Origin of the sequence: Rhizobium metallidurans (genome assembly GCF_014196505.1) — a bacterium.
GTDB classification, from domain to species: Bacteria; Pseudomonadota; Alphaproteobacteria; order Rhizobiales; family Rhizobiaceae; genus Rhizobium; species Rhizobium metallidurans.
This window is the reverse complement of sequence record NZ_JACIDW010000006.1, coordinates 17,295-38,387: the sequence shown is the minus strand read 5'-3', so window position 1 is coordinate 38,387 and position 21,093 is coordinate 17,295. Positions and strand designations below refer to the sequence as shown.

Below are 21,093 nucleotides of genomic sequence, written 5' to 3'. Positions count from 1 at the left end.
AGGCCTATTGACGGCCAAATAGGTTTGTGGTCTATGCGCCGACATCGGATGGGCGTGTAGCTCAGCGGGAGAGCACTACGTTGACATCGTAGGGGTCACAGGTTCAATCCCTGTCACGCCCACCATCCAGATTAGACTGAATAGTCAGGGGCTTGGCGAGAATCACTGAGCCCTTTTTCATTTCGGCGGCTGGCTGCCGAGCGCGCGCGACCGCCCAGCATCCTCCGTTTCGAACTCGTCCACCCCGCTCCCTCGTTCAGAATCCGTTAAGCTCACCAATGCCATCTTCTAGGCATGTTGAGTGGTTATCAGGCCCCTCGATCTTAACGGAGACGCATGCGAATGAAGAAGATGGTTCTGTACGCTGTGGTTGCCACAACCACGTTGAGCAGCGTCCTGGCGACCACCGCGCCGGCCATGGCGCAGTATTACGACCGTCGCCCACCGGGCTACGGCTATCGCGACCAGCGGCCGCCCCCGCCGCCGCCGCGCCGCCGCCACAACAACGACGGCGCCGTGATCGCCGGCGGTCTTGCGGCGGGCGTTCTGGGCGGCCTGATCGGCGGCGCCATCGCCAACGGTAATTCCGGCCCGCGCTACATCGATCCGCCACCGCCGCCCCCGCCGCGCTGCTGGTTCGAGGACCGCGAGGTGCCGAACGCCTATGACGGCGGCTACCACATGGAAAGCCTGCGCGTCTGCCGCTAGGAATGTCGGGCATTGCGCCGACACCACCGCAACAGCCATCGCCCCGGTCTCCGGGGCGTTTTGCCGTCGGGTCCCGCGCAAACGAAAAGAGGCCCGGCGGATCGGCCGGGCCTCGTCACTGGAAGCCTCGTCCTTCGAAGCAATTCGCGCGGCACCTATTCGTTGATCGTATAGGAGCCCATTTCGCAAAGGTTCTGCGTATCGGTGGTCGTGTCGAGGCTGGAGCCCTCCTCGAATTCGAATCTCATGTCGTATTTGCAGACGTCGCGGCCGTCGGCGATGGTGATGTCCATGCTCTCGCCCGGGTTCAGCACCTGCCTGCCGAAGACGTCGTCCTCCCACTCGTTGACGCCGACGGGCGAGGTATAGAAATTGGTGAGCACGGAGTTGGTGCCGTTCTTCAGCGTGAAGACCAGGTCTTCCGCGTAAGAGACGCCCGAAAATGCCAGGAATGCGATGGCGGAGACCGCCGACAGCGTGATGTTTCTCATGTTTCCCCTCATTGCGCCCCACACGGGGCGGCGACGGTCTTATTATCGGATCGATATATGTAAAAGTGGTGTTGGAAGCCATTTCTGGTGGCTTTTCCCGTTGCCACGAAGCTGTACGCACCCGGCTTGAAAGTCCGGGCCGCCGACCAATTTCGAACACAGAAGAATGCCATGGCCTCGGTGCCCTGGAGAATGACGAGGTATTGAAATGAAACTGGTAATCCTGACCGCCGGCGTGCTTCTATCGGCAACGATCGCGCAGGCCGCGGGCACGCCGCAGCAGAATTTTCCGGGCGCGCCGGGCGCGCTGACGCTGGCGGGACGATGCAGCAAGCTTGTCGTCGGCAAGGTCGACGCGTCCAAGCCCTGCCAGAACGAGATCGCCAGCGTCACGCTGATCAACGGTCAGGTCACCTTGATCTTCAGCGCCGAGGGCAAGATGCTCGGCTTCCAGGGCGATGGCACCAAGATCAAGCCGGCATCGTCAGGCAATGTCACCCTGCCGCTCGACATGGTGGTGACAGGGGTCGGCCAGAAGATGACCGGCCAGGTCAAGGTGTCGGGAAGCTGCACGCTCGGCAACCCCTACGACGGCAAGCCGGTCTCGATCGAATGCACCGCCAAGAGCACCGATACCGCCTTCTCCGCCCTCTTCAAGACCAACGGCAAGGCGCCGAAGCAGAAGTAGCTTCAAGCGCCTTCAGGCGCACCAGGCGCCTTGGCCGGGCTTGCGCGCCAGGCCCTCGTCGACCAGTTGCGCGCCGAGCGAGCGGCCGTCGCGCGAGATGACCCGAGGTGCGGCGCCCTTGTCGGGCTGGCCGGCGGCGTTCATCGAAAACGAGCCGGCGTTGAGGAGATTGAGCAGCCTGAGCTTGGCGGCGAAGCCGGCGCGGCGTTCGCCGTCGCAGCGCGCATTGTCGATGCCGGGACTGACGATATCGGCGATCACGATCTTCTCGCCCTTGTACCAGAAGGTGCTGCCGTCGGCGACGCAGTTGACATGCTCGCCCTGCCCGCAATAGCCGAACGCGGCCTTGGCGGCCTGCGTCTGCGCAGGTGAAACGGAGACCGGGGAAACGGAAACCGGCACCGCCTTTTCGGCCGCGGGATTATTGGATGATGGCCCCCTGGACGGCAATGGCACGGCGGCCGGCGGCACCATCCTCGAGATCGACGAAATCGACGCGGTCTGCTTCGGTCCGGTATCGCGGCTGTTGTCGCGCTCGCGCGCCAGCGCGCTCTTGGCCACGCTGACCGGCCTCGCGATCGATGCCGCGGGCGCGGTCGAGGCCAGCATCGGCTTCACGCTCTTCCAGTTGTCGTAGACGGCGATGCCGCCAAAGGCGAGCACACCGGCGACCACCCAGGGAACCGCGCTGCCGCCTCCGCTTTTTCTCGCTCCCGCCCGCGAGCGTGTCGATGTCTTGCGGCGTGTCGCTGTCTTGGCCATGATGTCCCAAATCCCGTGATGGCCGATTATCGCCGCTCAATCCTTTCCGAAAGGTTGGCAAGCGCCGTTTGCCACCAGCAAGTTTTCGCCCATGCAGCCGCCACGTCCACGCGGCATTTCCCTGCCAGAGCCATCCGCTCACGTTTCGTTGAAGAGGCTGGCATGACCTTGCCGAGCACCCCATGTCATGCCCGGTCACCGCAATCGCAGTGACGCGACAGCCATGAAGGCTGCCTGGACGTGAAGGCATGGCGCGAAGATATCTTGCAGTTCTGAAGTGGCCCGTCGGCCTTGCGCTGGGCGCGGTCCTGCTGGTCGTCGGCCATGCGGGCATCCGCCAGCTCACCGGCAACTTTCACGAAGTCATACCCGGCGAACTCTACCGCTCGGCCCAGCCGACCGGCTCGGACATCGCCACCTATGCCGATACCTATGGTATCAAGACGATCGTCAATCTGCGCGACGAGGAGCGCACCGACTGGTACCGCCAGGAGGCCGCTGCCGCCGCCAAGGCCGGAATCACGCTGATCGATTTCCCCATGTCCTCGTCGCAAATCCTGCCTGTCCCGGAGGCTCAGCGCCTTGCCAGGCTGATGGCCGATGCGCCCAAGCCGCTGCTCATCCATTGCGAACACGGCGCCAACCGCACTGGCCTTGCCGCGGCGATCTATGTCGGCGCCGTCGGCAAGTTCAGCGAGGCCTTCGCCGAATTCCAGCTCAGCCCCTATTTCGGCCACTTCGCCATCCCCGGCATCGGCCGCTACGAACTCACCCGCTCCTGGGACGCCTTCGAGGAAACCATCGGGTTCTGACGGGAGCCGGCTGTCATGATGTCGCCGCCGCGCGTGGCGACTGCCCTGATCGCCCGCCACTCGCTTTCGTGCTTCATGGAGAGGTCGACGGGCTTCATGGAGAGGTCGACGGGTACGGTGTTTACGGTCATGTGTCCTCGCTGTCGGCTTGAATTCAGTTCTTGTTGACGCTCTTGTTCTGCACCTTGTCACCGTCGCTGGTGATCGGCCCCTCGCGCGACAGGTCGCCGCCCGTCACGTGCGCGGGCACATGGATGTCGTGATGAACCCCCGGCGTCAGCGTCAGGTCCACCTGGTGCGGCGGCATCACCTGTGCCGTCTTCATCCGGTTCGGCTTCGCCCGCTTCATGCGGTCGGGCGCTTCCGTGCGCTTGTCGGGAATATGGGTCTCCGGAACGTGGCTGAAGTTCTGCATGGTCGTCCTCTCCCTTCTCTCAACCGACGATTTTCGGCTGGCACTGTTTCGATGGCACTTTTTCGATAAGCACTGGCTCTGCTCCCGACCGCGTACCGAGCGCGCCGCGACCAAGGTCGACAGCCCATCAGCGACACATTTGTCGGGTAATCGGAAAGCTAACGATCGAGCGACGGGATGGTTCCCGGAAAAGCGACACGAACCCGCAAGGTGATCTTGACTGACGCTTGAAGTTGATTATCTCTGTGAACATCCCGCGGCCTCAGACATCGGCCGACGGGCAACCTGGTGCCGGGCCCCTCTGGCGAGAGTTTTTACGGCGCTCTCGTGATGTCGGTACCGCCTGCAAATGAGCCGGCGGATTTTCATTCTATGAAAAAGCACACCATGCCTTACGCGCATGCTCGTTGTGGCATGTCGCGTTTCCCGAGCATATCCATGCTCCCGAGCATTTCGATGCTCACGAGCGTATTTACGCTCCCGAACACCGTTTCCGGCGGGGAGGTTCGCTCATGAGCGCCCCCACCACGTCGAAATCGACCATCAGCTACTTCACCTGGTCCTTCATCGTCACGGCCGCCGGCCTGGCGCTTGGCGCGGCCCTCGGCTGGCAGACCACCGGCACCCTCGGCGGCATGGCGACCGTCTTCTTCATCTGCACCGTGCTTGCCGTGCTGGAGATCTCGCTCTCCTTCGACAATGCGATCGTCAACGCCAACAAGCTGAAGGAGATGACGCCGGAATGGCAGCGTCGCTTTCTGACCTGGGGCATCATCATCGCCGTCTTCGGCATGCGTATCGTCTTCCCGCTGGCGATCGTAGCCATCGCCGCGCAGATCGGCCCATGGGAAGCCGTGGTTCTGGCCGCCCGCGAACCGGACGAATATGCCCGCATCATGAACGGCGCGCATCTGCCGATCGCGGCCTTCGGCGGCACCTTCCTGATGATGGTCGGCCTCAGCTACTTCTTCAACCACGAGAAGGACGTGCACTGGATCGCCGGCCTGGAAAGACTGATGTCGCGCTCGGCCACCATCAAGGGCATCGAGATCGCCTTCGTGCTTTCGCTGATCCTGATCTTCTCCTCCTTCCTGCCGGAAGAAGAGGCGAGCAGCTTCGTTGAAAGCGCCATCTATGGTCTCCTGACCTTCCTCGCGGTCGAAGTGATCGGCGGCCTGCTGGATGCCTCGCAAAAGACGATGAACGCGGCCGCCAAGGGTGGCGTCGGCGCCTTCATCTATCTCGAGGTGCTGGATGCCAGCTTCTCCTTCGATGGCGTCATCGGCGCCTTCGCGCTGACGCAGAACCTCTTCATCATCGCCATCGGTCTCGGCATCGGCGCCATGTATGTGCGTTCGATGACGATCATGCTGGTGGAAAAGGGAACGCTGGCAGAATACCGCTATCTCGAGCACGGCGCCTTCTACGCCATCCTGATCCTCTCGGTGGTCATGTATGCGCAGACGATGGTTCGCGTTCCGGAAGTCATCACCGGCCTCGGCGGCGCGACGCTGATCGGCCTCTCGCTCTGGTCCTCCATCCGCCACAACAGGCGGGAAGTGGCCGAAGAGCACGCGCGCGGCGAAACGCACGCCCACAAGAAGCAGGAGCCGCAGGTCCAGACCTGAGGCTGCGCCCACGTGAAGATCGGGCCGCGGCAGCCGCCGCAGCCCGATCTTCGGCGCAACAAAACTTTCGACAAAAATAAAGCCCGCGACCTCGGTCACTTGACCGGGTGGCGGGCTCATTCATGTCGGGCGGTCGAGGACCGCTTCCAAGCATGTCGCGCAGGAATGTACAACTGTTTTGCGACAACAACGTCCGACAAAACAAAGACTTAAAACGTGACGAGCGAATCCTGGGGATCGCGACACGCTTTATGTCGCAGGCTTAGTGATTGATGCGGTCGAACTGGCGCGGATCGATCCCGAGCTTCTTCAGATCGCGCGCGCGGGGGCGGCGGCCGGATTCGACGGCGGCGCTGGCGGCATTGGCTGCACCGATCATCGCAAAGGCGCGACCAAGAAAGCCATCACGAATGGACTGGCGGAAGGACATTGTCTTTCTTTCTCTAGCATATGATTGACAGCTCACATATGGGCGCGCCCGGCACCAACCACAACCACCGGGAATTCAACCCAGCCATGCGGGAATCGATGGGGTGGATTTCCGCCAACCTCACAATACCTGCCCCGGCAACTCCACCGCCTGCAATATCCAACCTTTCAGCAAGACTGCATCGAACTGCTCATCTTCATGCAGATGCACATACCGCACCCCGTCCTGTTTGGACCCGACGGGCGGCAAGGGAACCAACGATGCGCCCTTGAAGAACGTTACCTTGATGTATCGATCGAAGCAGTGAAATGCCAGGAACCAACCGTCGCCTGCCGCGCCATAGAGCGGCGTGTTCCACTTGACGGCCTTGCGCACATCGGGGACGAGACTTGTTATGAGCTGATCGAGCTGCTTCCCAACCGCGCTCTTCCACCCCGGCATCGCGGCGATATATGCCTGAACCGGAGCATCCCCTTCCCCCTTCGGTATCTGCGGATTGCCGCCGGACAGAAGCTTGGGTGCACTCATTAAGTCCCTCCATGATTGCCGCATCAACTTTAGCAACACCGAGTGGAAATGTCCGCTCCTGATGCAAAGACGCCACCGGCCCGGCGAAGCCTCCCCCATGGACTTCCCCCACCCCCGCCATAGCTATCCCTCCCGGAGGTAACGATGGCCGAAGTCTTGCTCTTCCACCACGCCCAGGGCTTGACGCCTGGCATGCACATCTTCGCCGATCATCTGCGCGACGCCGGCCATGTCGTCCACACGCCCGATCTCTTCGATGGCCATGTCTTCGCAAGCATCAACGAGGGCATGGCCTATATCGAGGCGGCAGGCTTCGATGCGTTGCGCGAGCGCGGCGTCGAAATGGCGCGGAACTTGCCCGCCGAGCTTGTTTATGCCGGCTTCTCCTTCGGCGTCGTGCCGGCGCAGCAGTTGGCGCAGACGCGGCCCGGCGCGCGCGGCGCGCTGTTCTTTCACGCCTGCCTGCCGATATCGGGCGAATGGTCCTTCGGTCCCTGGCCGGAGGGCGTGCCGGTGCAGATCCACGCCATGGACGCCGACCCTATCTTCATGCGCGAGGGCGATATCGATGCCGCCCGCGAGATCCTGGAGCATGTGAAGGACGCGAGCATCTTCCTCTACCCCGGCGACCAGCATTATTTCGCCGACAGCTCGCTTCCCTCCTGGGATTCCGACGCCGCCGAGCTATTGACCCGCCGCGTCGTCGATTTCCTGCGCCACGTCAACGGCGCCGGCGACGGCCCGCCGTAAACGAGAAACGGCCGGCGGATGATGTATCCGCCGGCCGCAACGCCTGGGGTTGGGAACGTTCATCGCATATGAACGTTTCCCGGCACTTTCTTTGTCAGACGCTCAGTCCTCGTTGGCCGCCAGCTGCGACAGCACCTGCCCGCGCCCGCGCAGGCGCAGGATGAGCGGGATGATGAAGGCGGCTGCGGCGACGAGCAGCAGGCCCGCCGCGATCGGCGACATGACCAGCGTCGTCACATCGCCCTGGCTGATGGCGAGTGCCCGGCGCAGCTGCTGTTCGGCGAGCGGCCCGAGGATCAGTCCCACCACCGCCGGCGCGATCGGATAACCGAACAGCCGCATGATGTAGCCGAGCACGCCGAATGCGAGCAGCATGCCGAGCTCGAACACCGACGGATTGGCGCCGATGGTTCCGAGCGTCGCAAACAGCAGGATGCCGGCATAGAGCCACGTCTTCGGGATGGTGAGGAGACGAACCCAGAGCCCGATCATCGGCAGGTTCAGCACCAGGAGCATGGCGTTGGCGATCAACAGGCTGGCGATCAGGCCCCAGACGAGCTGCGGATTGTTGGCGAACAGCAATGGCCCGGGCTGCAGCCCGTATTGCTGGAAGCCGGCCAGCATGATCGCCGCCGTGGCCGAGGTCGGCAGGCCGAGCGTCAAGAGCGGCACCAGCGTGCCGGCCGCCGACGCATTGTTGGCGGCCTCCGGTCCGGCGACGCCCTCGATGGCGCCATGGCCGAATTCCTCCGGGTTCTTCGCCAGCTTCTTCTCGGTGGCGTAGGACAGGAACGTGCCGATCTCGGCGCCGCCCGCCGGCATCGCGCCGATCGGGAAGCCGATCACGGTTCCGCGCAGCCAGGCCTTCCACGAGCGGCCCCAGTCTTCCGCCGTCATCCACAGCGAGCCCTTCACGGCCTCGACCTTTTCCTCGATGCTGTTGCCCTGGCCGGCGATGTAGAGCGTCTCGCCGATCGCGAACATCGCGACCGCGAGCGTCGTCACCTCGACGCCGTCGAGCAGATCGGGAATGCCGAAGGCAAGCCGCGCCTGGCCCGTCTGCTGGTCGATGCCGACCATGGCGAGCACGAAGCCGACGAACAGCGAGGTCAACCCGCGCAGCGCCGAATCCCCGAAGGCCGACGACACGGTGACGAAGGCGAGAACCATCAGCGCGAAATATTCGCGCGGCCCGAACACCAGCGCCAGCTTGACGATATAGGGCGCGATGAAGGCAAGCCCGAGCGTGGCGATCAGGCCGGCCACGAAGGAGCCGATCGCGGCTGTCGCCAGCGCCGGGCCGCCGCGTCCGGCGCGCGCCATCTTATTGCCCTCGAGCGCGGTGACGATCGAGGAGCTTTCGCCCGGCGTGTTGAGCAGGATGGAGGTGGTCGAGCCGCCATACATGCCGCCGTAATAGATGCCGGCGAACATGATCAGCGATCCGGCCGGATCGAGCTGGTAGGTCACGGGCAACAGAAGCGCCACGGTCAGCGCCGGCCCGATGCCCGGCAGGACGCCGACGGCGGTGCCAAGCGTCACGCCGATGAAGGCATAGATGAGGTTCATCGGCTGCACGGCGACCAGGATGCCCTGGAACAGGAATTCGAAGGTATTCATCGCCTATTTCCTAGAAAAACAGTCGCTCGAGCGGCCCGGCGGGCAGCGTGAGCTTCAGGAGCTGCGAGAAGATCACCCAGACGATGAAGCTGAAGGCGATGCCGAAGGGGATCGAGAACCAGAGCTTGCGCTGCCCGAATCCGCGCGCGGTAAAGGCAAACAGCAGGCCGGTGGCGATCGAGAAGCCGGCGGTCTTCAGCAGCAGCATCTGCGCCGCGAGCCCGGCGATGACCCAGACCACGGGGCCGATTTCCTGGCGCTCGCGCTTAGGAAACTCGCCGCGAAACGCCTCGAAGATCGTCCAGATGCCGAGACCGATCAGCCCGAAGGCCACGACCTTCGGCGCCGTCGCCGGCCCGATGCGGTCGTACTGCGCGATGACGCGCATGTTCGAGGCGTCCCACAGCATCACGGCGGCAACGGCGAAAAGACAGATGGCGATGACAAGCGCCGCCCAGTCGGGGCGGCGCTTTTCTGCCACGGGTTCTCTACCCATGCTCATTGAACAAGTCCGATGTCTTTGAGGATCGTTTCAGTCGCCGAGACATCCTTGTCGAGCTGCGCCTTGAAGGCGTCGCCGGCGAGGTAGGTGTCGGCCCAGCCCTTGGTCTTCAGCATCTCCTGCCAGCTGGCGGACTTCGACAGCTTGTCGAAATCGGCGGTCACGGCGGCGGTCTGCTCGGCCGAGAGGCCGGGAGCGGCCGCGACCATGCGCCAGTTCTGCAGGCTGACATCGACGCCGGCTTCCTTCAGCGTCGGCGCGTCGGTGCCTTCGATGCGTTCGTCGCCGGAGACGGCGAGCAGACGCAGCTGGCCCGACTTCACCTGCGATTCGAACTCGCCGTAGCCGGAGATGCCGGCCGTCACCTGGCCGCCGAGAATGGCCGCCAGCGCTTCGCCGCCGCCCGAGAACGCGACATAGTTGATCTTCGTCGGATCGACGCCGACCGCCTTGGCGATCAGGCCGACCGCGATATGGTCGGTGCCGCCGGCCGAGCCGCCGCCCCAGGAGACCGAGCCCGGATCAGCCTTCAGCTTGGCGACGAGGTCGGCCATCGTCTTGATGTCGGACGAGGTGGGAACGACGATCGCCTCGTATTCGCCCGTCAGGCGCGCGATCGGCGTGACGTCCTTCAGCGAGACCGGCGACTTGTTGGTCAGGATCGCGCCGACCATGACATAGCCGCCGACGATCAGCGCGTTCGGATTGCCATTGTTCTGGCCGGTGAACTGCGCCAGGCCGATGGTGCCGCCGGCGCCCGGAACGTTCATCACCTGAACGTTGCCCGAGATGCCTTCCTTCTGCATCACCTGCTGCAGCGAGCGCGCGGTCTGGTCCCAGCCGCCGCCGGGAGCGGCAGGCGCCATGATGGTGTAATCGGCGGCGAAGGCCGGCAGCGCGATGGCGGCCGCGAACATGCTTGTCAGGAAAATATGCTTCAAGAGACTGTCCTCCATGAGCGCGGCGGAGCACCGCGCATTGTTCTCGATCGGATCGGGAAGGACAGCGCCCACGGATGCTGGACGCATCCGAAACATCTGGCGAAACTCCTCCCGAAACTTCCCCTATCCGCCTCCACGGAGTTGAAGTTCGTCAAAAGGGACCACAACAAGCTGTCATTTAGCTGACGTCCCGCGCTTATCCAGTCACGCGGGACACTTTTTTGCCGCAATTCGAATTCGGAACCGAAATCGCAAATTTCGCACGCGCCACGGGAACCGTTTGCGGCCTTCGACGTTAGGCCGATGTAATAGGGGAAATCGCGCCATGAGCACGCACATCGACGTCAACCAGATCAACGACGACCGCCAGAACGACCGCCTGCGGGAGGTATGGAGCGTCACCGAATTCTCGCGCCGTCACCGGCTGGAAAAGGACGAGGAAAAGCGCCTCTTGAAGCTCTTCGGATCCTTCGCGACGAAGCAGGAACTGCTCTCCAACGCCCAGCGCCCCTGCCGCTTCCGCTAGACTAGGAGGCGTGCGAACAGGTTCGATACGGGAAACACACGGTCCTCGGCATCGCCGGGGCCTTTCGTCTGACGCCCGCGCGCAACAGCACGCGACAGCGATAGAGCGCCGCATCCATTTCCGGAAACTCGGGATTGAAACTGCGCTGGATAGCGCGGCGGTTCAAGACGCGAGCGGCATCAGGAAGCGTGGCGAGATCAGCGATTTGCCGAAGCGGATCGCGGCGGCGTAATCGAGCGCCTCCGACACCTTCTCCGGCCAATGCGGCTTGGACACGACGCCGACGGCGTTGCGGTTGTCGCGCACCATCTCCGGATTTCCGGTGACGAAGACGACGGTGACGCCATGCTCGCTGGACAGCCGCTCGGCGATCGCGGGGCCGGTCACGCCGTCGGCAAGCTGAACATCCACCAGCGCCACCTCGGCCTGCTCGGCCAACTCCAGCGCTTCATCCAGCGTTCGGGCCGGGCCGATGACGGTGTGACCGAGATCCTCGACGATGGCTTCGAGATCGAGTGCGATCAGCAATTCGTCTTCGACAATGAGAATGTTCATGCGGTATTGCCCATATCCGTGGAATGCACGCTAGCCTGAAACCCGAAAACGCCTGACGGCGCGATTGGTTCCCGACCTTTCCAATTTCCTAATATGGAGCCCGAGGGTTAAAAGAATAGTATGCGCGACGCACCAATTTTGGGGTATGAATGTTCAATACAAAGCCCGCATATCCCGGCAAAGCCGAGGAAACCGGGCGGCAATATACTTATGCAACCCACCCGATATAATTGCCCCGAAACAACACGCCTGGCGCTTATCGGGCGATCGTGCGGCGCTTACTGCGTGCGCAGCACCTCGTTCCAGCGCGCGATCAGCCGCGCCCGTTTCACCTGGTCGAGATAGACCATCAGACCGGGGCTGACGGGCACCGGCCTCAGCTGCGCGCCGAGCAGCGCCTGCATCGTGTTGGCGGTGTTTTCGCCGGTCACCTCTGGGCTGACGGCGGGAATCTGCAGCTCGCGCGCCATGACCGTCTGCCCCTCCTTCGACATGAAGAAGGAAAGATAGCGCCGCCCGAGCTCCGGATTGGCGGCCGCCTGCGGCACCAGCCCGATCCGGGACATGACGACCGTATAGTCCTTCGGCAGCACGATGCCGACTTGCGGGTTGCGCTTGGCCCAATCCGCCGCGTAGGAGCCGAGAATGTTGTAGCCGAGCACGAAGCGCCCGTCCGACACGCGCTCGAGGATCGCCGAGCTCGTCGAATAAAGCTTCACGCCCGCCGCCCCCATGGCGCCGATCACCGACCAGATATCGCCGAACTGCTCCTGGTCGCGCGCCATGAACAGGAAGCCGACGCCGGAGCGTTCGATATCGTAGGTGCCGATCCGCCCGTGCACGGCGTCGCCCTTGCGCTTGAGGTAGTCGACGAATTCGGCGCGCGAGCTCGGCGGCTGTTCGTTGGCGAAGCTCGGCTTGTGGTAGACGAAGACGGCGGGCTCGAAAGTCAGCGCATAGGCGGTGTTGCGCCAGTTCGCCCACTTCGGCCAGAGCCCGCTCATCGGCAGGTTGCTCGGCTGCGCATAGCCGTCGTTGGAAAGCTTCACCTGCAGGTCCATGGCCGACGAGAAGGCGAAATCCGCCGTCGGTTTGCCGGCGTCGGTCTCCCTGACGATGCGATCGTAGATCTCGCCCGTCAGCATGTCCTCGTAACTGACGGCGACGTCGGGATTGGCCGCCTGAAATCCGCGGATCATCGGCTGCGCCAGCGGCTCGTCGAGCGAGGAATAGACAATGAGCGTCGGGGCCGTGGCATTGCCCGAGACCGCCGGATAGAAAACCGGCTCCGCCAGGGCAAGCCCCGGAAAGATCAGCATCAGCGCAAGTAACGGCAGTCTCCTCATCCATCAAGAATGCATGACTGCGATGGCGCGCACAAGGGAGCACCTCTGCCCACGCGATCTGGCCCTCGCCGCATGCCGCGCATGCCACATGCCCGTCCAAAGGCGTAGCCGTCGCGCGCGACAAAAACAGCCAAAGACGTTAGACTTCGAGCGGTACCCGCCTGAACCACCTTCCCGGATCATTCGGAGGACGCATTGGAGCGCCGACTGACAGCCATCCTCGCCGCCGATGTCGTCGGCTACAGCAGGCTGATGGGCATCGACGAGGCCGGCACGCTGAAGGCGGTCAACCGTCATCGTACCGAGCTGATCGAACCGGCGATCGCCCGCCATCGCGGCCGGCTGGTGAAGCTGCTCGGCGATGGGCTGCTCGCCGAATTCGGCAGCGTCGTCAACGCGGTCGCCTGCGCCGTCGACATCCAGCGCGGCGCGGCGCTGGACAATGACGACGTGCCGGAAGACCGGCGCATCCGCTTTCGCATCGGCGTCAACCTCGGCGACGTCATCGTCGAGAACGACGATATCTTCGGCGACGGCGTCAATGTCGCGGCAAGGCTGGAGGCCGTGGCGGAACCCGACGGCATCGCGGTCTCGTCGTCGGTGCGCGACCATGTCGGCGCCCACCTCGACCTCGGCTTCGACGATCGCGGCCGGCAGACGCTGAAGAACATCCAGCAGGAGGTTCACGTCTACGCCGTCCGCTTCGACCGCCCCGCCGACACGACCGGTGATCGCAAGCCGCGAACGCCCGCCCCAGAAACGACGGCCGGCGACGACCGCTCGATCGTCGTCCTCCCCTTCACCAACATGAGCGGCGATCCCGACCAGGAGTATTTCTCCGACGGCCTGACCGAGGACATCATCACCGATCTCTCGAAGATCTCGGACCTCATGGTGACCCCGCGCAACACCACCTTCTCCTACAAGGGGCGCAGCGTGAAGATCGGCCAGATCGCCCGCGAACTCTCGGTGCGCTATGTGTTGCAGGGCAGCGTCCGCAAGTCGGGAACGCGGGTGCGCATCAGCGCCCAGATGATCGACGCCTTGAACGAGGACCACCTCTGGGCCGATCGCTACGACCGCGACCTCACCGATATCTTCGCCATACAGGACGAGATCGCCCATGCGATCGTCGGGCAATTGAAGATCAAGATGCGGCCGGAGGAAGTGCGCGCGCTTGAAAGCGACCCCACCACCAATGTCGAGGCCTACACCTACTATCTGCGCGGTCGCAAATTCGCCCGCAGCATGACCATGTCCTATCTGATCATGGCGAGGCGCATGTTCTACAAGGCGATCGAGCTCGATCCACACTATGCCCGCGCCTATGCCGGCATCGCCGATTGCGACAGCGCGCTTTACATCTGGTACGCCGCCGAACTGCCGATCGGTGAAATTCTGGAGACGACCGAAAAGGCGCTGGCGCTCGATCCCGCTCTCGCCGAGGCGCATGCCGCCCGCGCCATCGCGCTGCATCACGCGGACCGCGATCAGGAGGCCGACATCTATTTCGCCAGGGCGCTGGCGCTCGATCCCAATCTTTTCGAGGCCAATTTTCACTTCGCCCACCGCCTGTTCAAGCGCGGCCAGTTCGAGGAGGCGATCGTCTATTTCGAACGTTCGGCGGCACTCTACGCCGATGACTACGTCTCCCCCGTCCTGCTCGCCGCCGCCTGCCGCTCGCTCGGAAGCGACGAGGAAGCCCGAAACTGGGCGGCCGAAGGGGCGGCCCGCGCCGAACGCTCCGCCGAGCAGAACCCCGGCAATTCCGCCCCCGTCCACCGCGCGGCGCTGGCCTACGCGCAGATCGGCGACCGCGGACGCGCCGTCTCCTGGATCAACCGCGCGCTTGCCATGGACCCGCACGACGTCATCACCCGCTACAACGCCGTCTGCGTCCACGCCGTGCTCGGCGACACCGACCGCGCCATGGAACTCCTGCAGCAGCTGCTCCCCAACAGCTCCGCCTACCAGATCGGCTGGTTCGAAAACGATTCCGACCTCGACAACATCCGCTCCGACCCGCGCTTCATCAAGCTGATGGCGGCCATCGCGCGGCAGTGAGAGCCATCGCACGACACCCCCGACGAGGCATCGTGACATCGTCGGCGCCGCCCTGTAGTCTCCGGCAAAAATCAAGGGAACATCCGTGCGCATTCTACTGGTCGAGGACAATATCGCGCTGGCCGATGGGCTGTCGGCAATCTTGCGCGGCACCGGCCATGCCGTCGACGTGGTCCATGACGGCGCCTCCGCCAATGCGGTGACGGCGGCCGAGAGCTTCGATCTCGTGGTGCTCGATCTCAACCTGCCGGAGATGGACGGGCTCGACGTGCTGCGCGCCATGCGCGCCCGCCAGAACCAGGCCGCAGTCCTGATCCTGACGGCGCGCGGCACGCCGGAGGAACGCGTCAGGGGGCTGGATCTCGGCGCCGACGACTACCTGATCAAACCCTTCGACATAGCCGAGTTCGAGGCCCGCGTGCGCGTCCTTTTGCGTCGCCAGGCCGGCCTGCATTCGGCGACCGTCAGCTTCGGCGGCCTGTCGCTCGATCTGAATTCCCGCGCCTTCTTTTCCGGCGCCACACCGCTCGACATCCCCGCCCGCGAGCTCGGCCTGCTCGAAATCCTCTTCATGCGCGCCGGCAAGGTCGTTTCGAAGGAAGCGATCATCCAGTCGCTGACCGCCTTCGACGACGATATTTCCGCCAATGCGATCGAGCAATATGTGAGCCGCCTCCGCAAGCGTCTGGCGCCGCATGGGCTGACGGTGAAGACCGCGCGCGGGATCGGCTACTATCTCGACAAGCTCCCCACCCCCTCTTCGACGGACGCCCCGCCACCGGGCGCCGCCACTCCCGAGGCGCCATGACAGCAGCCTATTCGCTTCGCCGCCGGCTGCTCTTCTGGCTGCTGATCTCGACCGCCGTCATCGGCATCGTGGCGCTGGCCGATACCTACCGCGAGGCGGTGCAGACCTCCAACATCGTCTCCGACCGCGTCCTCGCCGGTTCGGCGCTGGCGATCGCCGAACGCGTCGTCGTCGCCGAGGACGGCTCGCTGCAGGTCGACATACCCTATGTGGCGCTCGAAATGCTGACATCGGCCGCGCAGGACCGCGTGTTCTACCGCGTCGACGGCCCGCCTGGCCAGTTCATCACCGGTTACCAGGCGCTCCCCGTCATCAAGAACACCAAGGGCGACAGCGCCGTCTTCGCCGACGACCTCTTCCGCAACGAGCCGATCCGCGTCGCCACCCTCAACCGTTCGGCCTCGACGGGCATCCGCTCGGTTCCCTTCACCGTCACCGTCGCCGAAACCACCATCGCCCGCCGCCAGCTTGCCCGCGCCATCCTGCTGCGCTCGGCGCTGCGCCTCTCCGTCATGATCCTCGGCGCCGCCATCATCGTCTGGATCTCGGTCACCGTGGCGCTGCGCCCGCTCTACAAGCTGCGCGACGCGATCGGCGAACGCAGCCCGGACGACCTGCACCCGATCGAGCAATCCGTCCCGAGCGAGGTCCAGCCGCTGGTCGATACCGTCAACGGCTTCATGATCCGGCTGGAGCAGGCGCTGGACGCGCTGCGCAATTTCACCGGCAATGCCAGCCACCAGCTGCGAACCCCGCTCGCCATCATCCGCACGCAACTTGCGCTGTCGGCGCGCGCCACCTCGCTGGCAGACGCCCAGGCCGTCGCGCTGAAGGGCGACCAGGCCGTGGCGCATGCCGAGCGCGTGCTGGCGCAGCTGCTCCTGATGGCGAAGATCGACGCCGCCACCTCGCGCGAGGCACTGACGGCGACAGCGATCGACCTCACCGCGATCGCCCAGGAGATCACCGGCGAACTCATCCCGACCGCGTCCGCCGCCGGCATCGACCTCGGCTTCGAGGGCGACGGCCCCGAGATGATCCGCGCCGAACCGCTGCTGATCGGCGAACTCCTGCGCAATCTTACAGGCAACGCCATCGCCTATGCCGGCCACGGCGCCGAAGTCACCGTCCGCATTCGTGGTCTCGACGATGCCGTATTGCTAGAAGTCGAAGACAACGGCCCCGGCATCCCACCCGACCAGCTAGAAACCGTCCGCCGCCGCTTCTCCCGCGCCGACCAATCCGGCGCCCCAGGTGCTGGATTGGGCTTGCCGATTGTCGAGGAGATTTGCGGGTTGTTTGGCGCGACGCTCGACCTCGGTCCCGGTGGTGATGGACGGGGGGTGAAGGCAGTGGTGATGTTTGCCAGAGGATGAGGAGATCATCGATACGGAGGGCTACACGCCCGTCCTATAGCTGAATTAGACCTGCTTCCGTCGATCTGAAACCGCAACCACGATAAAATGAGGCCAGGTGCGGTTCAAAGTCGACGTGCAGCCATGTTGCGCCTCTGTCTCGGGCAACGCGTATCGCTTCCTCGACCAACATCGTGGCAATCCCCTTCCCCCGCATATCAGGCGTGACGCAGGTATCCAGAATGAATGCGTGCAGACCACCATCCGTCGCGACGTTGACAAATCCTACCAGGCGCGGGCCCTCGTAGGCTCCGAGATGGGTGAGACTGCGAGCGAGTACCTTACCGAAATCCCGCGCCTCATGAGCGCCCCAGGCTTCCACCCAAAGGCTGTTGAGTTCATCGTCCGAGGGAAATGGATCTATCTTGATAATGATCCCGGCCGTTCCCGCCTCGGCAATCGCATCGTTGATTTCCTCGATCGAAAGCGTCCGGCCGTTGGTCTTGCCCTTTAGCATGCCGCTCAGCTCACGCCAGGAACCGCTGCCTCCGGCTGCTTTGAGTTCCGCGCGCCCGTCTGGCAGCAGATCGAGCCTGATCGCCTCGCCGGGCCGGATTCCGAGATGCTCCAACACCTCTTTCGGCAAAATCGCGCTGCCCTGCTCCGTTACCGTCACTGTCGTCATGAAATGATCTCCGATCCGACGCGATGATACGGCACAAACGCACGACCGCCAAACCACCCCATCCCTACCTTGCATTCTCTCGCTGCATTGCACACACTGCACCCGGGAACAGCAAATGCCGTACAACGATACGGCCGCGGATAAGGCAGTCCATGTCGATCAAAGCCAGCATCTATCACCTGACGCACTACAAATACGACAAGCCGGTCCGCCTCGGGCCCCAGATCATCCGCCTCAAGCCCGCGTCGCATTCCAAGACGCGGGTGATCAGCCATTCGCTGAAGGTCTCGCCGGCGAACCATTTCGTGAACCTGCAGCAGGATCCCTACGGCAACTATCTGGCCCGCTACGTCTTCCCCGACCCGGTGACCGAGTTCAAGATCGAGGTCGATCTCGTCGCCGACATGACGGTTTACAACCCCTTCGATTTCTTCATCGAGGAGAGCGCCGAGATGTGGCCCTTCTCCTACCCCGAGGAGATCAGGGACGACCTGAAGATTTACATGCAGCCGCAGCCGGTGGAGCCGGCGCTGGCGGCCTATCTATCAGGCATCGACCGCACGCCGATGCGAACCACCGATTTCATCGTCGGCCTCAATGCCCGGCTGAAGAACGACGTCGAATACGTCATCCGCATGGAGCCCGGCGTGCAGTCGCCGGAGGAGACGCTGAAGCTGGCGCTCGGCTCGTGCCGCGATAGCAGCTGGCTCCTTGTCGAAATCCTCCGCAATCTAGGCTTCGCCGCCCGCTTTGTCTCCGGCTATCTCATCCAGCTGACGCCCGATCTAAAGGCGCTCGACGGCCCCTCCGGCACCGAGGTCGATTTCACCGATCTGCATGCCTGGTGCGAAGTCTATATCCCCGGCGCCGGCTGGATCGGCCTCGACCCGACCTCGGGCCTCCTGACCGGCGAGAGCCACATCCCCCTTGCCGCCACGCCGCACTATAGCAACGCCGCCCCGATCTCCGGCGCGCTCTACGGCCACGCCAGCACCGAATTCGCCTTCGACATGAAGGTCACGCGCGTCGCCGAACATCCGCGCATCACCAAGCCCTTCTCCGACGACAGCTGGGACGAACTCAACGCGCTCGGCGCCAAGGTCGACAGCATCCTGCAGGCAGAAGACGTCCGCCTCACCATGGGTGGTGAGCCGACCTTCGTCTCGATCGACGATTTCGAATCCGCCGAATGGAACACCGAGGCCGTTGGCCCGACCAAGCGCGAAAAGGCCGATATCCTGATCCGCAAGCTGCGCGAGCGCTTCGCCCCCGGCGGCTTCCTGCATTATGGCCAGGGCAAGTGGTATCCCGGCGAAAGCCTGCCGCGCTGGACCTTCTCGCTCTACTGGCGCAAGGACGGCAAGCCGATCTGGCGCAACCCTGATCTGATTGCCGGCGAAGGCAAGGACACCGGTGTCGCGGCCGACGACGCCGCCAACCTGCTCGGCGCCATCGCTCGCGAACTCGCGATAGAACCCGACATGGCGCTGCCGGCCTATGAGGACCCCGCCGAATGGATCCTCAAGGAAGGCAGCCTGCCTGACAATGTCGATCCCTCGAATTCCAAGCTCAAGGACCCGGAAGAGCGCAACCGCATCGCCCGCGTCTTCGAGCGCGGCCTGACGACGCCGACGGGCTATATCCTCCCCGTCCAGGCCTGGAACGCCCAGGCATCCGGCCAACGCTGGATGAGCGAGCGCTGGAAGACCCGTCGCGGCAAGATCTTCCTCGTGCCCGGCGACAGCCCCGTCGGGTACCGCCTGCCGCTCGGCACCCTGCCCTACGTGCCGCCCGCGCGTTTCCCCTACATCCATCCGGCCGATCCCTCCATCCCCCGCAAGCCGCTGCCCGACGTCTTCGTGCCCTCGGGCCGCGCCATGCCGGAGGCCTCGCGCCATAGCGAAGAGGCCGGGCAGAGCCGCGTCGAGCAGACGCTGGGCGAGATCGGCGGCGCGGTGCGCACCGCCATTTCGGTGGAGCCGCGCGACGGTCGGCTTTGCGTCTTCATGCCGCCGGTCGAGCGCATCGAGGATTATCTCGAGCTGATCGCGGCCGCCGAAAACGCCGCCGCCGAGCTCGGCCTGCCCGTCCATATCGAGGGCTACTCGCCACCGCAGGACGAGCGCATCAACGTCATCCGCGTCGCCCCCGACCCCGGCGTCATCGAGGTCAACATCCACCCGGCCTCCAACTGGCAGGACTGCGTAGCGATCACCAGCGTCGTCTACGAGGAAGCTCGCCAGTCGCGCCTCGGCGCCGACAAGTTCATGATCGACGGCCGCCACACCGGCACCGGCGGCGGCAACCATGTGGTGGTCGGCGGCGCCAATCCCGGCGATAGCCCGTTCCTGCGCCGTCCAGACCTGTTGAAGAGCCTGGTGCTGCACTGGCAGCGCCATCCCTCGCTCTCCTACATGTTCTCGGGCATGTTCATTGGCCCGACCAGCCAGGCGCCGCGCATCGACGAGGCTCGGCATGACAGCCTCTACGAGCTGGAAACGGCACTCGCCCAGATCCCGGCGCCCGGCCGTGGACCGACGCCCCTGCCCTGGATTACCGACCGCCTGTTCCGCAACCTGCTGATCGACGTCACCGGCAACACCCACCGCGCCGAGATCTGTATCGATAAGCTGTTTTCGCCCGATGGCCCGACCGGCCGCCTCGGCCTCGTCGAGTTCCGCGGTTTCGAAATGCCGCCGAACGCGCGCATGTCGCTCGCCCAGCAGCTTCTGGTCCGCGCCCTCATCGCCCGCTTCTGGCGGAACCCGGCCGATGGCCGTTTCGTGCGCTGGGGCACCACGCTGCACGACCGCTTCATGCTGCCGCACTTCGTCTGGGCCGATTTTCAGGACGTGCTGGCCGATCTCAAACAGAACGGCTTCGATCTCAGCCCGGAATGGTTCAAGGCGCAGCTCGAATTCCGCTTCCCCTTCTGCGGCGAGGTCGAATACGAGGGCTCGAAGCTGGAGCTGCGCCAGGCGCTGGAACCCTGGAACGTCATGGGCGAGGAAGGCGCGATCGGCGGCACCGTGCGCTATGTCGACAGTTCCGTCGAGCGCCTGCAGGTGCGGCTCGAGACCAGCAATTCGTCCCGCTACACCGTCACCTGCAACGGCCGCACCGTGCCGCTGACGCCGACGGGCACCGCTGGCGTCTCGGTCGCCGGCGTCCGCTTCAAGGCATGGCGGCCGGCGTCGGGATTGCACCCGCTACTGCCGGTCAACACGCCGCTCACCTTCGACATTTATGATACATGGTCGAAGCGTTCGATCGGCGGCTGCATCTATCATGTTGCCCATCCGGGCGGGCGTAACTATGACACCTTCCCGGTCAATGGTAACGAAGCCGAAGCCAGGCGCCTGGCGCGGTTCGAGCCATGGGGGCATACATCGGGCGGCTATATCCCCGCGATCGAGACCGGATCGCCGGAGTTCCCGCTGACGCTGGATCTGAGAAGACCGGCAGGCAGTTAGACGCAT

At 64.2% G+C, this 21,093-nt stretch carries 21 protein-coding genes, 1 tRNA gene and 1 pseudogene; 11 read left to right on the top strand and 12 right to left on the bottom strand.

Features of this window, described 5'->3' with window-relative positions; all coding sequences use genetic code 11:
• Nucleotides 1-50 precede the first annotated feature (50 nt).
• A tRNA-Val gene (locus GGQ67_RS11810) sits at nucleotides 51-125 on the top strand.
• A gap of 217 nt (nucleotides 126-342) precedes the next feature.
• A complete protein-coding gene (locus GGQ67_RS11805; protein ID WP_183900364.1) occupies nucleotides 343-708 on the top strand; it encodes a hypothetical protein in 366 nt (121 codons plus the stop codon).
• 155 nt (nucleotides 709-863) lie between these two features.
• Here GGQ67_RS11805 and GGQ67_RS11800 read toward each other — a convergent pair whose 3' ends face one another.
• Nucleotides 864-1,199, bottom strand: coding sequence for a hypothetical protein (locus GGQ67_RS11800; RefSeq protein WP_183900363.1), 336 nt, complete (start codon nucleotides 1,197-1,199; stop codon nucleotides 864-866).
• A gap of 208 nt (nucleotides 1,200-1,407) precedes the next feature.
• Here GGQ67_RS11800 and GGQ67_RS11795 point away from each other — a divergent pair, with 208 nt between their 5' ends.
• Nucleotides 1,408-1,887 carry a hypothetical protein gene (locus GGQ67_RS11795; protein ID WP_183900362.1) on the top strand — a complete coding sequence of 160 codons (480 nt, stop codon included), beginning with the start codon at nucleotides 1,408-1,410 and terminating at the stop codon, nucleotides 1,885-1,887.
• A gap of 12 nt (nucleotides 1,888-1,899) precedes the next feature.
• Here GGQ67_RS11795 and GGQ67_RS11790 read toward each other — a convergent pair whose 3' ends face one another.
• On the bottom strand, nucleotides 1,900-2,649 hold the full coding sequence (locus tag GGQ67_RS11790; protein ID WP_183900361.1) for a hypothetical protein: 750 nt from the start codon (nucleotides 2,647-2,649) through the stop codon (nucleotides 1,900-1,902).
• 248 nt (nucleotides 2,650-2,897) lie between these two features.
• On the opposite strand from GGQ67_RS11790, the gene GGQ67_RS11785 reads away from it, so the two are divergent.
• Complete coding sequence (locus GGQ67_RS11785) at nucleotides 2,898-3,461, top strand: fused DSP-PTPase phosphatase/NAD kinase-like protein (protein ID WP_183900360.1); 564 nt, start codon at nucleotides 2,898-2,900, stop codon at nucleotides 3,459-3,461.
• On the opposite strand, the gene GGQ67_RS11780 is transcribed toward GGQ67_RS11785, so the two are convergent.
• Both GGQ67_RS11780 and GGQ67_RS11775 read right to left on the bottom strand, forming a co-directional pair.
• Nucleotides 3,410-3,592, bottom strand: coding sequence for a hypothetical protein (locus tag GGQ67_RS11780; RefSeq protein ID WP_183900359.1), 183 nt, complete (start codon nucleotides 3,590-3,592; stop codon nucleotides 3,410-3,412). The genes GGQ67_RS11785 and GGQ67_RS11780 overlap by 52 nt on opposite strands.
• A 23-nt stretch (nucleotides 3,593-3,615) precedes the next feature.
• Nucleotides 3,616-3,876, bottom strand: a complete 261-nt coding sequence (locus GGQ67_RS11775) for a hypothetical protein (protein ID WP_183900358.1) — start codon at nucleotides 3,874-3,876, stop codon at nucleotides 3,616-3,618.
• Nucleotides 3,877-4,388: 512 nt separating this feature from the next.
• On the opposite strand from GGQ67_RS11775, the gene GGQ67_RS11770 reads away from it, so the two are divergent.
• Entirely contained in the window at nucleotides 4,389-5,504 is a 1,116-nt protein-coding gene (locus GGQ67_RS11770; protein ID WP_183900357.1) for a DUF475 domain-containing protein, read from the top strand.
• 262 nt (nucleotides 5,505-5,766) lie between these two features.
• On the opposite strand, the gene GGQ67_RS11765 is transcribed toward GGQ67_RS11770, so the two are convergent.
• Nucleotides 5,767-5,934 carry a hypothetical protein gene (locus GGQ67_RS11765; RefSeq protein ID WP_183900356.1) on the bottom strand — a complete coding sequence of 56 codons (168 nt, stop codon included), beginning with the start codon at nucleotides 5,932-5,934 and terminating at the stop codon, nucleotides 5,767-5,769.
• A gap of 120 nt (nucleotides 5,935-6,054) precedes the next feature.
• The gene (locus GGQ67_RS11760; protein ID WP_343056504.1) at nucleotides 6,055-6,462 is read right to left on the bottom strand and encodes a DUF1801 domain-containing protein; all 408 of its coding nucleotides are present in this window, start codon (nucleotides 6,460-6,462) and stop codon (nucleotides 6,055-6,057) included.
• Between the two features lie 144 nt (nucleotides 6,463-6,606).
• On the opposite strand from GGQ67_RS11760, the gene GGQ67_RS11755 reads away from it, so the two are divergent.
• Nucleotides 6,607-7,212, top strand: a complete 606-nt coding sequence (locus tag GGQ67_RS11755) for a dienelactone hydrolase family protein (protein ID WP_183900355.1) — start codon at nucleotides 6,607-6,609, stop codon at nucleotides 7,210-7,212.
• Between the two features lie 102 nt (nucleotides 7,213-7,314).
• Here GGQ67_RS11755 and GGQ67_RS11750 read toward each other — a convergent pair whose 3' ends face one another.
• Genes GGQ67_RS11750 through GGQ67_RS11740 form a run of 3 tightly spaced genes read right to left on the bottom strand, consistent with a single transcriptional unit; the run spans nucleotide 7,315 to nucleotide 10,290 of the window.
• Nucleotides 7,315-8,832 (bottom strand): tripartite tricarboxylate transporter permease, encoded by a 1,518-nt coding sequence (locus GGQ67_RS11750; protein ID WP_183900354.1) that lies wholly within the window; start codon nucleotides 8,830-8,832, stop codon nucleotides 7,315-7,317.
• Between the two features lie 10 nt (nucleotides 8,833-8,842).
• Entirely contained in the window at nucleotides 8,843-9,334 is a 492-nt protein-coding gene (locus GGQ67_RS11745; protein ID WP_183900353.1) for a tripartite tricarboxylate transporter TctB family protein, read from the bottom strand.
• Nucleotides 9,331-10,290, bottom strand: a complete 960-nt coding sequence (locus GGQ67_RS11740; protein ID WP_425503780.1) for a Bug family tripartite tricarboxylate transporter substrate binding protein — start codon at nucleotides 10,288-10,290, stop codon at nucleotides 9,331-9,333. Before GGQ67_RS11740 ends, GGQ67_RS11745 begins: the two co-directional genes overlap by 4 nt.
• Before the next feature lie 310 nt (nucleotides 10,291-10,600).
• On the opposite strand from GGQ67_RS11740, the gene GGQ67_RS11735 reads away from it, so the two are divergent.
• Nucleotides 10,601-10,801 (top strand): hypothetical protein, encoded by a 201-nt coding sequence (locus tag GGQ67_RS11735; protein WP_183900352.1) that lies wholly within the window; start codon nucleotides 10,601-10,603, stop codon nucleotides 10,799-10,801.
• 162 nt (nucleotides 10,802-10,963) lie between these two features.
• Here the strand turns inward: GGQ67_RS11735 and GGQ67_RS11730 are convergent.
• Nucleotides 10,964-11,362, bottom strand: a pseudogene (locus tag GGQ67_RS11730) (response regulator); the annotation flags it as partial.
• Nucleotides 11,363-11,634: 272 nt separating this feature from the next.
• Entirely contained in the window at nucleotides 11,635-12,675 is a 1,041-nt protein-coding gene (locus GGQ67_RS11725) for an ABC transporter substrate-binding protein (RefSeq protein WP_425503779.1), read from the bottom strand.
• Between the two features lie 222 nt (nucleotides 12,676-12,897).
• Between GGQ67_RS11725 and GGQ67_RS11720 the strand changes: the two genes are divergently transcribed.
• From GGQ67_RS11720 to GGQ67_RS11710, 3 genes are all read left to right on the top strand, one after another.
• Nucleotides 12,898-14,766, top strand: coding sequence for a TPR end-of-group domain-containing protein (locus GGQ67_RS11720; RefSeq protein WP_183900349.1), 1,869 nt, complete (start codon nucleotides 12,898-12,900; stop codon nucleotides 14,764-14,766).
• Between the two features lie 85 nt (nucleotides 14,767-14,851).
• Nucleotides 14,852-15,574, top strand: coding sequence for a response regulator (locus GGQ67_RS11715; protein WP_183900348.1), 723 nt, complete (start codon nucleotides 14,852-14,854; stop codon nucleotides 15,572-15,574).
• Nucleotides 15,571-16,950: a sensor histidine kinase gene (locus tag GGQ67_RS11710; protein WP_183900347.1), complete on the top strand. Its 1,380-nt coding sequence runs from the start codon at nucleotides 15,571-15,573 to the stop codon at nucleotides 16,948-16,950. The genes GGQ67_RS11715 and GGQ67_RS11710 overlap by 4 nt, the downstream gene beginning before the upstream one ends.
• A gap of 34 nt (nucleotides 16,951-16,984) precedes the next feature.
• Here GGQ67_RS11710 and GGQ67_RS11705 read toward each other — a convergent pair whose 3' ends face one another.
• Nucleotides 16,985-17,365 carry a GNAT family N-acetyltransferase gene (locus tag GGQ67_RS11705; RefSeq protein WP_343056510.1) on the bottom strand — a complete coding sequence of 127 codons (381 nt, stop codon included), beginning with the start codon at nucleotides 17,363-17,365 and terminating at the stop codon, nucleotides 16,985-16,987.
• Nucleotides 17,366-17,766: 401 nt separating this feature from the next.
• Here GGQ67_RS11705 and GGQ67_RS11700 point away from each other — a divergent pair, with 401 nt between their 5' ends.
• On the top strand, nucleotides 17,767-21,087 hold the full coding sequence (locus GGQ67_RS11700) for a transglutaminase family protein (RefSeq protein WP_183900346.1): 3,321 nt from the start codon (nucleotides 17,767-17,769) through the stop codon (nucleotides 21,085-21,087).
• The last annotated feature ends 6 nt before the right edge of the window (nucleotides 21,088-21,093 follow it).

What these genes read in the sequence shown, in the direction of transcription:
- GGQ67_RS11805 (WP_183900364.1), top strand. Translation starts at nt 343, where the DNA reads ATGAAGAAGATGGTTCTGTACGCTGTGGTTGCCACAACCACGTTGAGC.
- GGQ67_RS11800 (WP_183900363.1), bottom strand. Translation starts at nt 1,199, where the DNA reads ATGAGAAACATCACGCTGTCGGCGGTCTCCGCCATCGCATTCCTGGCA.
- GGQ67_RS11795 (WP_183900362.1), top strand. Translation starts at nt 1,408, where the DNA reads ATGAAACTGGTAATCCTGACCGCCGGCGTGCTTCTATCGGCAACGATC.
- GGQ67_RS11790 (WP_183900361.1), bottom strand. Translation starts at nt 2,649, where the DNA reads ATGGCCAAGACAGCGACACGCCGCAAGACATCGACACGCTCGCGGGCG.
- GGQ67_RS11785 (WP_183900360.1), top strand. Translation starts at nt 2,898, where the DNA reads ATGGCGCGAAGATATCTTGCAGTTCTGAAGTGGCCCGTCGGCCTTGCG.
- GGQ67_RS11780 (WP_183900359.1), bottom strand. Translation starts at nt 3,592, where the DNA reads ATGACCGTAAACACCGTACCCGTCGACCTCTCCATGAAGCCCGTCGAC.
- GGQ67_RS11775 (WP_183900358.1), bottom strand. Translation starts at nt 3,876, where the DNA reads ATGCAGAACTTCAGCCACGTTCCGGAGACCCATATTCCCGACAAGCGC.
- GGQ67_RS11770 (WP_183900357.1), top strand. Translation starts at nt 4,389, where the DNA reads ATGAGCGCCCCCACCACGTCGAAATCGACCATCAGCTACTTCACCTGG.
- GGQ67_RS11765 (WP_183900356.1), bottom strand. Translation starts at nt 5,934, where the DNA reads ATGTCCTTCCGCCAGTCCATTCGTGATGGCTTTCTTGGTCGCGCCTTT.
- GGQ67_RS11760 (WP_343056504.1), bottom strand. Translation starts at nt 6,462, where the DNA reads ATGAGTGCACCCAAGCTTCTGTCCGGCGGCAATCCGCAGATACCGAAG.
- GGQ67_RS11755 (WP_183900355.1), top strand. Translation starts at nt 6,607, where the DNA reads ATGGCCGAAGTCTTGCTCTTCCACCACGCCCAGGGCTTGACGCCTGGC.
- GGQ67_RS11750 (WP_183900354.1), bottom strand. Translation starts at nt 8,832, where the DNA reads ATGAATACCTTCGAATTCCTGTTCCAGGGCATCCTGGTCGCCGTGCAG.
- GGQ67_RS11745 (WP_183900353.1), bottom strand. Translation starts at nt 9,334, where the DNA reads ATGAGCATGGGTAGAGAACCCGTGGCAGAAAAGCGCCGCCCCGACTGG.
- GGQ67_RS11740 (WP_425503780.1), bottom strand. Translation starts at nt 10,290, where the DNA reads ATGGAGGACAGTCTCTTGAAGCATATTTTCCTGACAAGCATGTTCGCG.
- GGQ67_RS11735 (WP_183900352.1), top strand. Translation starts at nt 10,601, where the DNA reads ATGAGCACGCACATCGACGTCAACCAGATCAACGACGACCGCCAGAAC.
- GGQ67_RS11725 (WP_425503779.1), bottom strand. Translation starts at nt 12,675, where the DNA reads ATGCTGATCTTTCCGGGGCTTGCCCTGGCGGAGCCGGTTTTCTATCCG.
- GGQ67_RS11710 (WP_183900347.1), top strand. Translation starts at nt 15,571, where the DNA reads ATGACAGCAGCCTATTCGCTTCGCCGCCGGCTGCTCTTCTGGCTGCTG.
- GGQ67_RS11700 (WP_183900346.1), top strand. Translation starts at nt 17,767, where the DNA reads ATGTCGATCAAAGCCAGCATCTATCACCTGACGCACTACAAATACGAC.